This is a genomic window from Haloferax elongans ATCC BAA-1513 (assembly GCF_000336755.1).
In the GTDB taxonomy this organism is placed as follows: Archaea; Halobacteriota; Halobacteria; order Halobacteriales; family Haloferacaceae; genus Haloferax; species Haloferax elongans.
This window is the reverse complement of sequence record NZ_AOLK01000013.1, coordinates 21,399-35,606: the sequence shown is the minus strand read 5'-3', so window position 1 is coordinate 35,606 and position 14,208 is coordinate 21,399. Positions and strand designations below refer to the sequence as shown.

Below are 14,208 nucleotides of genomic sequence, written 5' to 3'. Positions count from 1 at the left end.
CAGAGATGTGTATAAGAGACAGGACCCGGGCTTGTCACCGCAGTCGACGAGAATTCGCGTCTCGGGCGTCGAGACGATGAACGACGCGCGACCGACCTCACGACAGCAACCGAGCGTCGTGATGCGCACCCATTCGTCGTCCGACAGTTGCTCGCGGTGAATCTGTCGTCCAGTGCGTTCGAGAATACGGCGGCGGTCTTCGCGTTCTTGTTTCAGGAAGTTGCGGACGTTCGAGACAGTCGAAGATTCGATAGGAGGAGTGCGGACGACTTCGGGTGTCCAGCCGACTTGCTGTGTAATCTCTCGGAGCGTCGAGCCGTGTCGGCCGATGACCATCCCGGGCTTTTCGGCTTCGATGACGACTTCGCCCGTGTCAGCGTGGAAGTCGAGGTCGGTGACGCCCGCTTCTTCGGGGATGACGTTGAGAATCTTGGGTTCGGCCTCGCGCGGGTCCGACAACACGTCGGGGTCCGGGCGAACCGTGATGCGTTTTCGGAGTTTGCTCGCCAGTTTTCGGATGAGATCACCGTTCTTGGCGAATCGCTTGGGGTCACGCGTGTAGACGACGAGTTCAGGACCCTCGTACTTCACGTCGGAAACCGAAATGTCGCGTGGGAGTTCGTTCGTAATCTCTGCTTTCAGATTTTCGAGTTGTTTATCTACTGAGCTCATAGTTACGAGCAATCCGCCCGGTCCAGCGCCGGCGGACTTCGGGAACCGCTGCCTCAGGAGCGCGGCCGCGAGACTCTCCACACGTGGTGGTGCCAGTCTCGGGCAACTGCGGAGAGAGCATAGTGAACTGAATACGGTGGTATCTCGACTGCGGGAAGAGGCAGGGAAAACCCGCTTATGCGACCCTACCACATCGTCAGTATAAAACCCTTCGCAAAATCGAAGCACATCGGCCCCAATCAGCGGATATGGAACTCACTCCAGCGGCCGTCGCAGACGAACATCAGTGGGTGCGTGACCGAGCAGGCGTCATCGTTCCGCTCATCAACGAGACGCGCGACAAACTCGGCGATTTGTTCGACACTGACGTCGGTGTCGTCGACGAAGCCGCGTATCTCGCAGCCGTCGACGACGTGTTCGCCCGCGGCGACGTAGCCGTCAACGTCGCCGCCTACGTACGCATCCTTCGGACTCTCGATGTAGAAGACGATTACCCCGGGTTCGTCGTCGACGAGGTTCTCGGCCGACGACTGGCGGCCACTATCGCCGGCGGCGACCCCCTCGGGTTGCTCGCGGAGGCGACCTTTCACTTCGCAGATGTCGCCGTCCACACGGACGGAGTCGCTGGGGAAGACGACTTAGACGCCGCACTCGCGGCCGGATTTCAGACGCAACTCCCTGGGTGGTCGTGGCAGGAAGGCGACAGCCCATTCGAGAGTCGACTGTAAGGAGAGAGATTCGAGCTTCGGACGACGGAGAGAAGACTGAGACCGAACTCCCGAGCCGGTTACGACTCGACAGTGACTGGTTCGACGGGGTGCGTCCGGTCGAACTCGTCGTCGAGGTCGCACACGCGGTCTCGGAGTGCGCCGACACACTCTTCGCACGCGGTGACGCGCGCGAGGACGCCATCTTCGTACTCGGCGAGGACGGCGCGCGGCGCGCGCCTCGTCAGTCGTTCTGGTCCCATTCGACCGACGCCCTTGACGACTGGCTCGCCCAAGCCCGGGAGCTGTTCACCGTTGAGGACGGCCCACCGCGCAAACGACGTCAGCCGTTCTCTGACCGTCTTTTCGCGGGGAGACAGTTGACCCGACAGGTCCACGTGCCGGTCCCACCCCTCGACGGAGAAGCCATCTATCACGCCACGTCGTTCGGCGTCCTCCAGTCGGTCGATGACTGCCTCGAACTCTCCCCGCTTGCCACACGGAACCCAGAGTTCGACCCGGACCGACCCACTGCCTCCACGGGGGCGCTCACTACTCCACGTTGTGTCTGTTGCTAACATGCCACCACCAATCCGGAGGTACGATAGCTCACGATATGTAACTATGCGTCCGTCGCAACGAGCGACAATCGGAGTGGACTGGTGTTCATCCAGACATATCCTGACTCGTAACTGAGTACAGAGACGAGTCGCCGCCCCCTTCGGGGCGTTTAAGGGCGCGCTGCGGCTATCGGAGGACAATGAGCGACGAGCAGGAACTTGGGATAACCAAGTCGAAGGAGTACAACACCGGTGAGTGGTACGCGGAGGTCGTCCGAAAATCGGGACTCGCGAACTACGGTCCGGAGGGCATGAGCGGCTTCATCGTCACTCGCCCGCGCGGGTACGCGCTCTGGGAGTCCGTCCAGAACTTCCTCGACAGCGAGTTCAAGAAGACCGGCGTCCAGAACGCGTATTTCCCGCTTCTCATTCCGGAGAGTTATCTCGAACGCGAGAAGGACATCGTCGAGGGCTTCGACCCCGAAGTCGCGTGGGTCACCCACGGCGGCCACGAGGAACTCGAAGAGCGCCTCGCAGTCCGACCGACGTCCGAGTCTATCATCGCGCCGTACATGGCGCAGTGGGTCCGCAGCCACCGTGACCTCCCGCTTCGCGTGAACCAGTGGGCCTCGGTCATTCGCTGGGAAGCGACCGAGACAAAGCCGTTCTTCCGTACGAAGGAGTTCCTCTGGCAGGAAGGCCACACGGCCCACGAGACCCGCGACGACGCGTGGGACGAGACGATGACCCGCCTCTCGCAGTACCAGTCTCTCTACGAAGACGCGCTTGCGATTCCGGTGCTCCGCGGCGCGAAGCCCGACCACGACAAGTTCCCCGGTGCCGACACGACCACGACCGTCGAGGCGCTCATGCCCGACGGCAAATCCGTGCAGGCCGGGACCTCCCACTACCTCGGGACCTCCTTCGCCGAAGCGTTCGACATCACCTACACTGACGAAGCCGAGGACGAACAGCCCGCCCACACGACCTCGTGGGGTCTCTCGTGGCGCTCGCTCGGCGCACTCATCATGACTCACTCCGACGACCAGGGTCTCGTTCTCCCGCCGACTATCGCACCCGAGCAGGTCGTCATCGTCCCTATCTGGCAGGCAGACACCCAAGAGAAGGTCCTCGACTACGCCGAGGGCATCGCAGACGAACTCGAAGACGCCGGCGTCCGCGTCGAACTCGACGACCGCGACGAGCGCAATCCGGGCTTCAAGTTCAACGAGTGGGAACTCAAGGGCGTTCCCGTCCGCTTCGAAATCGGCCCGAACGAGGTCGACGACGAAGTCGTCACCGTGGTCCACCGTCCCGACGGCGAGACGGTCGAACTCGACCGCGAGAACATCGCAGAGGGCGTCCAAGAGCAGTTCGACGAAGTCTACGCCAAGCTCTACGCCGCCGCAGAGGAGAACCTCGAATCGAACGTCCGCGAGGCCAGTTCGCGCAACGAGATTCTCGGCACCATCGGCCAGCACGGCGGCTACGTCAAGGCCCCGTGGTGTGGCGACGAGTCCTGCGAAGAGGAGATTAAAGACCAAATCGCCGCGGAAATCGTGATGGTTCCCCTGAACGACGAAGACGCGGAGATTCACGACGGCGAAGACTGCGCCGTCTGTGGCGAGACCGCAGACGAAACTGCATATTTCGCTAAATCCTACTAAACAACCTGTAGAAGAGTTCTACACGGTCTTTTATATATTTCGTCGGCTGTCGAATTATGATTAGTGTACATTCCAACACTCATTACATCCTTATATGGTATTGAAACACCCTTATGGTTTCAGGAAAAGGGGCTTATGTTGGTAGTGAATTTTTGGAGGTATGACCAAGCCACACATAGACGCACCCTCCGCTCGAAGCGGGTTGGCCGACCCGACCGACGAGCGGTCGAACTGCGGCGTTGGGGCCGTCGTAGACCTCGAAAACGGCGCTTCGCACCGCGTCGTCTCGGACGGTATCGAACTACTGGAGAACCTCGAACACCGCGGCACCACTGGTGCCGAAGAAAACACCGGCGACGGCGCGGGCATCTTGCTCCAGCGCCCAGACGAATTCTTCGAGACAATCGTCGAACATGACCTCCCCGAGACGTACGCTGTCGGCTCCGTGTTCATGCCGACCGACGACGAAGTCCGAGAGCGCGTCGCGGCCGTCTTCGAAGACGCACTCGCGGAGCACGGCCTCTCTGTCTTCCACTGGCGCGACGTGCCGACCGACAACTCCGGCCTCGGCGCGACCGCACTTGAGTCCGAACCCGATGTCTGGCAGGTCTTCGTCGAACCCGACGAAGACGCGTCGGCTGCGGACGACTTCGACACCGACGAGTTCGACCGCGCGCTCTACGTCGGTCGCCGCGCCGCCGAGAAGGCAGTCGCGAACCTCACGCTCCCCGGCGCGGGGCGTTTCTACGTCTGCTCGCTCGACCGCAAGACCATCGTCTACAAGGGACTTCTCACCGCCGAGCAACTCCCGAACTACTACCCTGACCTCTCTGACGAGCGCATGGTCTCGGAACTCGTGCTCGTACACGCGCGCTTCTCGACCAACACGCTCGGCGCGTGGCATCTCGCCCACCCGTACCGCCAGGTCATCCACAACGGCGAGATAAACACCATCCGCGGCAACGTCAACTGGATGCGCGCCCGCGAGACCGACCTCGAACATGAGGACTTCGGCGCGGACCTCGACACGCTCCGGCCAATCACCAAGGCCGACCAATCCGACACCGCGAGCGTCGACAACGCGGTCGAACTCCTGCTCAAAGGCGGCCGCGACCTCCCGCACGTCCTCAGGATGCTCATCCCCGAAGCGTACCGCAACGACGACGCGATGAGCGACGAGCGCCGCGACTGGTACGACTTCCACGCCTCGCTGGTCGAACCGTGGGACGGCCCCGCGCTCGTGGCGGCCACTGACGGCGACCGTATCGCGGCCGTCCTCGACCGCAACGGACTCCGCCCGTGTCGCTACGAAGTGACCACCGACGGTCGCCTCATCGTAGCCAGCGAAGTCGGCGCACTCGACACCGACCCCGCGGAAATCGAGTCGCGCGGCCGTCTCCGCCCGGGCGAGATTTTCATGGCCGACCCCGAGGAAGGCCGCGTCATCCCCGACGCCGAAGTGTTCGACGAGCTCACCGACGAGAAGTACGGCGAGTGGGTGCGCGAACAGCAACGCCACCTTGACGACATCGCCGAGGACGACGACCCAACCTCCCGCGGCGAAGTCGAGAGCCTGCGCGCAGCACAGGCGTCGTTCGGCTACACCCACGACCAACTGAACCACATGATAGAGCCGATGGCCCGCGACGGGAAGGACCCCGTCGGGTCGATGGGCGACGACACGCCGCTTTCGGTGCTGTCTGACCTCAACCGCCCGCTCTTTACCTACTTCAAGCAACTCTTCGCGCAGGTGTCGAACCCGCCTATCGACTACATCCGCGAGAAGTTGGTGACGAGCCTCGAAGCCCGCCTCGGAAACCAGCGCAACCTGCTCGACGAATCTCCCGAGCACGCTCGCCAACTCGTCCTCGACTCGCCCGTCCTCATGGACGCGCAGACGGCGGCCATCAAAGACCTCGACGACGACATGCAGAGCGCCGTCGTGGACATCACCTACGAGAAGGGGACCGACCTCCGCGAGGCTATCGAAGCCGTCCGCGACGAGGCCAAGGCAGTCATCGAAGACGGCGCGGACATCGTCGTCCTCTCGGACCGCAACGTCGGCGCGGAGCGTGTGGCGATTCCGAGTCTCCTCGCAACGGGCGCGGTCCACCACAGCCTCGTCCGCAACGGCCTGCGCAACCACGCTGGTCTCGTCGTCGAATCCGGCGACCCCCGTGAGGTCCACCACCTCGCGACCCTCGTCGGCTACGGCGCGGGCGCGGTGAACCCCTACCTCGCCTACCAGACTATCGAAGACGTCGTCGCCGGACCCGACGGCGCAGACCCGGCAGAAGCAATCGAGTCGTACGTTCACGCGCTCGAAGACGGCCTCCTCAAGACGATGGCCAAGATGGGCATCTCGACGGTCGAGAGCTACCGCGGTGCCCAAATCTTCGAGGCGGTCGGTCTCGACTCCGACTTCGTCGCCGAGTACTTCGAGGGCACCGAGATTCGCACCGAGGGCATCGGGCTCGACGAAATCGAGTCCGACCTGCTGACGCGCCACGCCGCCGCGTTCGGTGCCGACCCCGAACTCGACCGGCAAGGTGAGTTCGAGAACCGGTCCGGTGGCTTCCACCACGGCTGGAACCCCCAGACCGTCGGCACGCTCCAGCAGGCCGTCCGCGCTGGCGACTACGAGAAGTACCAGGAGTTCGCCGAACTCGTCAACGACCAATCGGAGCAACTCCAGACGCTTCGCGGTCTCCTCGAATTCGACCCCGACCGCGAACCCGTGGACATCGACGAGGTCGAATCCGTCGAGTCCATCGTGAAGCGCTTCTCGACGGCCGCGATGTCGCTCGGCAGCCTCTCGCCCGAAGCGCACGAAAACAACTCCATCGCCATGAACCGCATCGGCGGCAAGTCCAACTCCGGCGAGGGCGGCGAGCCGCCAGAACGCTTCGGCACCGAAAAGGAGTGCAACGTCAAGCAGGTCGCCTCGGGACGCTTCGGCGTCACCTCCGAGTACCTCTCGTCGGCCGGCGAGATTCAAATCAAGATGGCCCAAGGCTCGAAGCCCGGCGAGGGCGGCCACCTCCCCGGAAAGAAGGTAAACGAGATGATTGCCCACGTCCGCTATGCGACGCCGGGCGTCGGCCTCATCTCGCCCCCGCCGCTGCACGACATCTACTCCATCGAAGACCTCAAACAGCTCATCTTCGACCTGAAGTCCGCGAACCCCGACGCCGACATCAACGTGAAGCTCGTCTCTGAGGCGGGCATCGGCACCATCGCGGCCGGTGTCTCGAAGGCCAAGGCCGACGTGGTCCACATCTCCGGCCACGACGGCGGGACCGGCGCGTCGCCGAAGACTTCCATCAAGAACGCGGGCCTTCCGTGGGAACTCGGCCTCGCCGAAGCCAACCAGATGCTCCGTGCGACCGGCCTGCGCTCCCGCATCCGCGTCTCCGCCGACGGCGGGATGAAGACCGGCCGCGACGTTGCTGTGGCCGCGCTCCTCGGCGCTGAGGAGTACGTCTTCGGGACCGCCTCGCTCGTCACCTCGGGCTGTGTCATGGCCCGCCAGTGCCACGAGAACACCTGTCCGGTCGGCGTCGCCACGCAGGACGAGAACCTGCGCCGCCGCTTCCCCGGCCAGCCCGACCACGTTATCAACTACATGACGTTCATCGCGCAGGAACTGCGCGAAATCATGGCCGAACTCGGCTTCCGCACGCTGGACGAGATGATTGGCCGCCCGTCGGTCCTCCGCCAGCGCGAGACCGACCACGAGAAGGCCAAGCACCTCGACCTCTCGGCCGTCCTCGCGGAACCCGACTCCGGCGCGCGTCGGAAGACCGAAGACCAGACGCACGCGGACGTGGACACCCACATCGACCACAAACTCATCGACGAGGCGAGCGCGGCCATCGACGACGGCGAACCCGTCGTCATCCGCCGCGACCTCTCGAACGAAGACCGCGCTGTCGGCGCGATGCTCTCGAACCGCATCTCGAACGAACACGGCGGCGAGGGCCTGCCGGACGACACCATCCGGTGTGAGTTCTCCGGCGTCGCCGGGCAGACGTTCGGCGGCTTCCTCGCGAAGGGCGTCACGATGCGCCTCACCGGCGCCTCGAACGACTACGTCGGGAAGGGGCTCTCGGGCGGCCGCGTGGTCGTCCAGACGCCCGCCGAGGCCAACTACGACGCCGCCGAGAACATCCTCATCGGCAACGTCGCACTCTACGGAGCGACGCAGGGAGAGACCTACGTCAACGGTGTCGCGGGCGAGCGCTTCGCCGTCCGCAACTCCGGTGTCAAGGCCGTCGTAGAAGGCGTCGGCGACCACGGCTGTGAGTACATGACCGGCGGCGTCGTCGCCGTCCTCGGTGAGACGGGCCGCAACTTCGCCGCAGGCATGTCCGGCGGTGTCGCGTACGTCTACGACCCCGACGACGAGTTCGCCGCGAAGGCGAACACCGGCATGGTGACGCTCGAAGACGACCTCGACGAGTCCGACGAAGCGATGCTCACCCGCCTCGTCGAGAACCACCTCGCATACACCGACTCCGACCGCGCGGCGGAACTCCTCGACGACTGGGACGCCGCCCTCGGCGACTTCGTGAAGGTGATGCCCGACGCCTACGCGGCGGTCATCGAAGAAGACGCCCGGCAGGACGTGCGCTCCGAACTCCCCGAGAGTGCGGGCGCAGTCGTCGATGTGCCTGCAGAGAAGGTCGGCGCAGCGACGACGAGCGACGACTGAGTCGCTCGCGCGGACGACTCCTCCAGATTTTTTGACACTGACCGAGAGCCACTGGTATGGCCCGTGAATACGACAAGCTCGTCCGCGACGACATCCCCGCGATAATCCGCGAATCGGGGGAGACACCCATCACCCACGCTGTCGAAGGCGACGAGCTCGACCGCAGACTCCGCGCGAAACTGGTCGAAGAAGCTGAGGAGTTCGCCGAATCGGGACGCGTCGAAGAACTCGCAGACGTGTTCGCCGTCGTAGATGCGATTCTCGACCGTCGCGGCGAAGACTGGGAGACCGTCGAGACACTGGCGGCCGAGAAAGCCGCCGAGCGCGGCGGGTTCGAAGACGGCGTGGTGCTCGAACGCGTGGAGTAACCCCTCCAGTTCGGCACGTGAGACGCTGCGGAATCCGCCGCCGGTTCTCTCACGTTTTTCACGCCGCACGCCTTCGACCCAGACATGGATACTGCACTCGTCATCGGCGGCACTCGATTCATCGGCCGCCATCTCGTCTCGGACCTCCTCGACCACGGCTACGACGTGACCATCTTCAACCGTGGAAATCACGACAACCCCTTCGCCGACAACCCGCGCGTCCAGCACATGCAGGGCGACCGGGCCGACGACGAGGCCCTCCGGACGGCGAAGCTGACGGTCGAACCCGACGCCGTCTTCGACTGCGTGGCATACAACCCCAGCGAGGTCGCTTCGGCGGTGGACATCTTCGCCGACGTGGACGCCTACGTCTACATCTCAAGTGGGGCAGCCTACGGCCGCGAAGCGATTCCGAAGCGCGAGGGCGTCACGCCACTCTGTGACTGCACCGACGAGCAAGCAAGCGACGACTCGCCGGAAAGCTACGGCCCCCGCAAGGCCGAAGGCGACCGCGTCGTCTTCGAGGCCGCATCTCGCGGCATCAACGCGATGTCGATTCGGCCGTGTATCGTCTACGGCCCGCACGACTACACCGAGCGCCTCGACTACTGGATTGACCGCGTGCTGAACTACGACCGCGTCGTCGTTCCCGGCGACGGCACGAACGTCTGGCACCGCGCCTACGTCGAAGACGTGGCGAGCGCGATGCGCGTCATCGCCGAAGAAGGCGAGGCGGGCGAGGCGTACAACGTCGGCGACAGACAGCTCGTGACGCTCGAAGAGATGGTCGAAGTCATCGCCGACGTGGCTGGGACGGACGTCGAAGTCGTCCACGCGGGCGAGCGCGAACTCGCCGCAGGCGGTCTCGACCCCACAGACTTCATCCTCTACCGAGAGTACCCACACGTCCTCGCGACGAACAAACTCGCCAGTCTCGGGTGGGAGTCGACGCCGGTCGAAGAAGCGATGCGTCGTTCCGTCGAGTCACACCGCGATAGTGACCGAGACGGCTCTGAACACGACCCCGGACGCGACGCCGAAGCGCGCGTGCTCTCGATTCTCGATACGCTCTGAGACGAGGTTGCGACTACAAACAGCGGTGAGTTCTGAGACGGGGCGCGGTCGCGTTTAGAGCAGACCGTCTTCGTGGTCCATCTGCGGAACCTCGTCTTCTAACCACTCGCGGAACCATTTGACGCGCTTGAGGCGCTGGTGTGCGAGGCTCTGGCCGCGTTCGGTGACGATTCGGTGCGACGCGTCGTGGCCACGCTGGAAGACGCGTTCGACCATCTCCGCGGCGTCCATGTGGGTCCGCGCCTCGTAGCCCATCCGCAGGAGCATCAACGCAGTCCCGTTGGCACCGATTTTGTCGAGGATGTCCGCCTCGATGAGACACCGCATCTCCAGCGAGACGTCCATGAGCGACCCCTGATAGGAGTGGTCAGCGATAATTTGACACACCTGGTCGACGAACGACGCCGGGTAGTCGCCGTGGGTTTCGAGATACTCGCGTGCGACGCGAGCACCTTCCTCGGCGTGGACTTCCTGTTCGGCTTCGAGTTTGGAGATGTCGTGGAAGAGCGCCGCAACTTTGACCACGTCGACGTCTGCACCCTCGTGTCTCGCGATATCGGCAGCGAGGCCGACGACGTTCAAGATATGGTTGAACCGGTACTCCGCGGAGTGCCACGGGTACCATCGCATCCGACCGCCGTCGTCTTCGTTCTCGACGCTGGCGGCGAGATAGTCCGAGACGAATCGCTTCATCTCAGCGAATTCCGTATCAGAGACGGACGACTCTTTTATCTCAACGCCCACGGTGACACCTCCGTGGGAGAGGGCTCGTATGTATTCTCATTATACCGAATGAGGACCGTTTTACTCTTAGGCGTTACGACACCCTGAGTTCCCGAATCGCCGACATCGACCGAACTCGGCGCGTCTCACGGTTGCCACTGTCACAGTGTAACACTCTCGAATCCGAGAAATACAGGCCAGTCGAAACGCCCACCGCGACCCTCGCCACCCGTTCACTGTGACACTCACCGCTCAACCACCGTGACTCTCACCGCCAGGCCACCGCAGTCCTCATCGCCCGGAGTCACACCTAACTCCGTTCGACACCTGCTTCGCCTGTGACCGACGCACGCTATCTCGACGACGCCGACCGCCTCACGTTCGACGCCACTGTCGAAGCGGTTCGCGGGACCGACCGCGTCGTCCTCGACCAGACGTACTTCTATCCAACTGGTGGTGGGCAACCCCACGACACGGGAACCCTCTCGACAGCCGAACAGGAGTGGACCGTCGTCGACGTCCAGAAACGCGACCGAATCGAGCACGTCGTCGCGGGCGGCGACGGCGACGCACCCGAGCCGGGAGCGACCATGGCGGGGGATATCGACGCCGAGCGCCGCCGGGCGCATATGCGCTACCACACGGCCCAGCACCTCCTCTCGGCGGTTCTGCTCGACGAGTACGACGCCGAGACGACCGGTAACCAACTGTACACCGACCACGCGCACCTCGACTGTGCATACGAACGATTCGACGATGCGGACCTCGACCACATCGAGTCGCGATTGAACGAGTTGGTCGACGCTGACCTCCCCGTCCGGTGGTACACCCTCGACCGCGACGAAGCCGAGGCGACGCTCGACCCCGAGCGAACCCGTCTGCACCTGCTTCCCGAGTCGATTCGAGAGGTCAGAATCGTCGAAATCGGCGACGAAGATGACCCATTCGACCGAACCGCCTGTGCTGGTACCCACGTCCCCTCCACGGGTGAAATTGGGACGGTCGTGCTCACTGGGCGCACGACACAGGGCTCTTCACACGAGCGCGTCGAATTCGTACTTCGATGAACGTTCGGCAGGTCATTCCGAAGGATGCGATTCCGAGTGTGGACGACCCGCAGTTCGTCCCGTCGTACGATGGTCCCAGTGACGACGAGGTCATCGTGGTCGATATCGAGGGCACTGCCCGTGCGTACCCGATTCGCTACCTCCACTACCACGAAATCGTCAACGACGTCGTTGCCGGTGTCCCAGTCGCCGTCACGTGGTGTCCACTCTGCGGCAGCGCCGTCGTGTACGACCGCCGCGTCGACGGCCAGACGCTCGAATTCGGTGTCTCGGGAAAGCTTGCGGACGACGACCTCGTGATGTACGACCGCGAAACCGACTCGGAGTGGAAGCAGTCGCTCGGCGAGTGTCTCGCCGGAGAGTTGCAGGGGGCGTCGCTGACTGTCCTGCCCGCCGCCGTGACGACGTGGGACGCCTTCGAGGAATCGAACCCGGACGGGCGCGTCATGGCACCGCCGGGTGGGAAAAGCGAGGCCGCTGGCGAGGGCGACGACCCCGAACCAATCGACTACGACCTCGAACCGTACGAGCGCTACTTCGAGATGGATGGCTTCGGCCTCGGTGCGCACCGGGGGACCGGCGGCCGCGAGTGGGATGCCGATGGACTCGACAGTATCGACCCCAAGGATGTCGTGCTCGGTCTCGAACGCGATGGCGAGGCTGTCGGCGTCACTGCTGACACTGTCGAATCGGCTGGTGGCGTCGTCTCACTGGACGTCGGCGACGACCGTGTCGTTGTCTTCGCCACCGACGCCGGTATCCACGCCTTCACCACCCTGGGTTACTCGTTCGACTCGTTCGACCCAGTCGGCGACGGGCGGCGTTTCAGCGCCGACGGAACGCACTGGGACGGGGCAACCGGAGTTTCCGAGGACGGCCGCTCACTCGACCGCGTCCCTGCGCGACGACTCTTCGCGTTTGCATGGTACGACGACCACGGCGCGGACGCATTCTATCGGGCGTGAATACGGACGCACGCAGAAGGATTGAGTCCAGCCACGCTCACGCCGACTTCGGCGTCGTGGTCTTGGCTGTCGGCTCACCAACCCATCCTTCTCGGACGGGAATGAGTTCGTACCCGGCCTCGCGGAGGAGATTCTTCGCGACTGACTCGTCGTGACCACCGCGCGAGTCGTGCAGTTCGAAGTACACAATCGGCCGGTACGTGCGCAGCACGCGCCTCGCCCCACGGAGGACGTTCACCCCGAACCCTTCGACGTCAATCTTCAGGTGGTCCGGTGGCGGGACTGCGTCGGATTCGACTAGCGAGTCGAGACTCCGCATGGGAACCGGCGTCGTCTCGACGACCTGCGCTTCCCACGCGCTCGCGTGGGCCGACGAGAACGACCCCAACTCGTCGTAGTTCGAGAGGTGGAACTCCCGCGTCCCGTCGGTATGACCGAGTCCGCACTCCAACACCCGGATACGGTCGTCGAACGGATTGGCCTCGACGTTCGCCCGGAGTTGGTCCGCGACCTCCGGGTTCGGTTCGACTGCGACGACTTCGGCCGAGGGGGCGTTCGCCGCCGCCGCGAGCGAGTACGTCCCGGTGTTGGCACCGACGTCGACGACGACGTCACTGCGGTCGAGGTTGAGTAAAAGCGCCTTGAGAAGCACGTCGCTTCCGTGGCGGTTGTACAGTTCGTAACTGCGGAATTTCGTCTGTCCAACCCGCTTTTTCGGTGCGACCAGTCGGTACTCGTAGTTCTTGCGGACGAGCCCGTAATGGAGCAGATAGCCGTAGTGGCGGAGTGCCGTAAGCGGGTGACGGAAAGACACCTTATCTGTTTGTCATTGTGAGGGAGTAAAAATTGTTCGTTGGGGGATGCTATGAGGGAATATTGTTTTCGACCTCGTCATCGACGTTCGAGACGGTGCGACTTCTCCCTGCAGATGAGGAAGAGACCGTCGTCGTCGCAGACGCCGGGTGTGAACCTCACGAAGTGCTGAGCGTCGCTCCCGACGCACCGGACTACGTCGTTCGTGGTGCGTATCGCGAGTTGCTGCAGGAACGCCACCCCGACAAGGGCGGCTCGCAGGCGGAGTTCCAAGAGCTGCAGGAGGCAAAGGAAGGAGATGCTGGGGTGACTGATGTGAACATCTGCGTGGCTGGCAGGAGGATTGTACTTACGACTTGTTCAGACCTCACAGAAGCAAGTGCCTGCAGTGTGGGGGCAGGGTTTGTCCATCGAGAAGAACGGAGGTGGTTTGGGCGATGAACGCCTGGAAATCACGCTTTCTGTCTCGTAGACAGACACGACTCCGCGGCTGTCGGGCCGCGGGACGCGCACGATTTCTTTGGAGCGCACCGACACTTGTGGCTGTGGCAACACTTATCTCATCACGACTGAACGTATCGCAGATATGAATAGAAATAAACCAATATGACCAGAACAAGTAGCAATATGATGTTTAGAACATTTAGATTGTACAACTCTGGCGAAGATTCGTCTAAGTCAAACACTGAGATTATCAAGAATACACCAACATAGATTAGAAACAAGTATCGGGCCACCTGTTTTTGATTCATCATTTTCAATATGAAGTCTAAGATAATGATTCTACTGGAGAATATATTGGCGTTGAATGCACCAGAAATTTTCCCATATAATATTCACACAACCATGTATTCATGAATACAGTTTAGTCTTGTAGA

Annotated in this window: 12 protein-coding genes; 8 read left to right on the top strand and 4 right to left on the bottom strand. The window is 62.9% G+C overall.

From position 1 onward, the window contains the following. Positions 1 to 672 (bottom strand): KH domain-containing protein (locus C453_RS06505; protein WP_008323450.1); only part of this gene is annotated, 672 nt, incomplete at its 3' end. Between the two features lie 248 nt (positions 673 to 920). On the opposite strand from C453_RS06505, the gene C453_RS06500 reads away from it, so the two are divergent. Beyond that, on the top strand, positions 921 to 1,400 hold the full coding sequence (locus tag C453_RS06500) for a hypothetical protein (protein WP_008323449.1): 480 nt from the start codon (positions 921 to 923) through the stop codon (positions 1,398 to 1,400). A 59-nt stretch (positions 1,401 to 1,459) separates the two neighbouring features. Here the strand turns inward: C453_RS06500 and C453_RS06495 are convergent, their stop codons facing one another. After that, positions 1,460 to 1,960 (bottom strand): HTH domain-containing protein, encoded by a 501-nt coding sequence (locus C453_RS06495; protein ID WP_008323448.1) that lies wholly within the window; start codon positions 1,958 to 1,960, stop codon positions 1,460 to 1,462. 179 nt (positions 1,961 to 2,139) lie between these two features. Here C453_RS06495 and proS point away from each other — a divergent pair, with 179 nt between their 5' ends. From proS to C453_RS06475, 4 genes are all read left to right on the top strand, one after another. Continuing rightward, positions 2,140 to 3,606 carry a proline--tRNA ligase gene (gene proS / locus C453_RS06490; RefSeq protein WP_008323447.1) on the top strand — a complete coding sequence of 489 codons (1,467 nt, stop codon included), beginning with the start codon at positions 2,140 to 2,142 and terminating at the stop codon, positions 3,604 to 3,606. A 160-nt stretch (positions 3,607 to 3,766) separates the two neighbouring features. Beyond that, on the top strand, positions 3,767 to 8,320 hold the full coding sequence (gene gltB / locus C453_RS06485; RefSeq protein ID WP_008323446.1) for a glutamate synthase large subunit: 4,554 nt from the start codon (positions 3,767 to 3,769) through the stop codon (positions 8,318 to 8,320). A gap of 56 nt (positions 8,321 to 8,376) precedes the next feature. After that, positions 8,377 to 8,688 carry a nucleoside triphosphate pyrophosphohydrolase gene (locus C453_RS06480; protein WP_008323445.1) on the top strand — a complete coding sequence of 104 codons (312 nt, stop codon included), beginning with the start codon at positions 8,377 to 8,379 and terminating at the stop codon, positions 8,686 to 8,688. A gap of 84 nt (positions 8,689 to 8,772) precedes the next feature. Next, the gene (locus C453_RS06475; protein ID WP_008323444.1) at positions 8,773 to 9,762 is read left to right on the top strand and encodes an NAD-dependent epimerase/dehydratase family protein; all 990 of its coding nucleotides are present in this window, start codon (positions 8,773 to 8,775) and stop codon (positions 9,760 to 9,762) included. Between the two features lie 54 nt (positions 9,763 to 9,816). On the opposite strand, the gene C453_RS06470 is transcribed toward C453_RS06475, so the two are convergent. After that, positions 9,817 to 10,506, bottom strand: coding sequence for an HD domain-containing protein (locus C453_RS06470; protein WP_049907553.1), 690 nt, complete (start codon positions 10,504 to 10,506; stop codon positions 9,817 to 9,819). 317 nt (positions 10,507 to 10,823) lie between these two features. Here C453_RS06470 and C453_RS06465 point away from each other — a divergent pair, with 317 nt between their 5' ends. Together C453_RS06465 and C453_RS06460 are read left to right on the top strand one after the other, a co-directional pair. Continuing rightward, complete coding sequence (locus C453_RS06465) at positions 10,824 to 11,552, top strand: alanyl-tRNA editing protein (RefSeq protein WP_008323442.1); 729 nt, start codon at positions 10,824 to 10,826, stop codon at positions 11,550 to 11,552. After that, positions 11,549 to 12,517 carry a DUF3179 domain-containing protein gene (locus C453_RS06460; protein ID WP_008323441.1) on the top strand — a complete coding sequence of 323 codons (969 nt, stop codon included), beginning with the start codon at positions 11,549 to 11,551 and terminating at the stop codon, positions 12,515 to 12,517. Before C453_RS06465 ends, C453_RS06460 begins: the two co-directional genes overlap by 4 nt. Positions 12,518 to 12,554: 37 nt before the next feature. Here C453_RS06460 and C453_RS06455 read toward each other — a convergent pair whose 3' ends face one another. Continuing rightward, complete coding sequence (locus C453_RS06455) at positions 12,555 to 13,331, bottom strand: FkbM family methyltransferase (RefSeq protein ID WP_008323440.1); 777 nt, start codon at positions 13,329 to 13,331, stop codon at positions 12,555 to 12,557. Positions 13,332 to 13,426: 95 nt separating this feature from the next. Between C453_RS06455 and C453_RS06450 the strand changes: the two genes are divergently transcribed. Continuing rightward, on the top strand, positions 13,427 to 13,771 hold the full coding sequence (locus tag C453_RS06450; protein WP_008323438.1) for a J domain-containing protein: 345 nt from the start codon (positions 13,427 to 13,429) through the stop codon (positions 13,769 to 13,771). Positions 13,772 to 14,208: the final 437 nt, after the last annotated feature.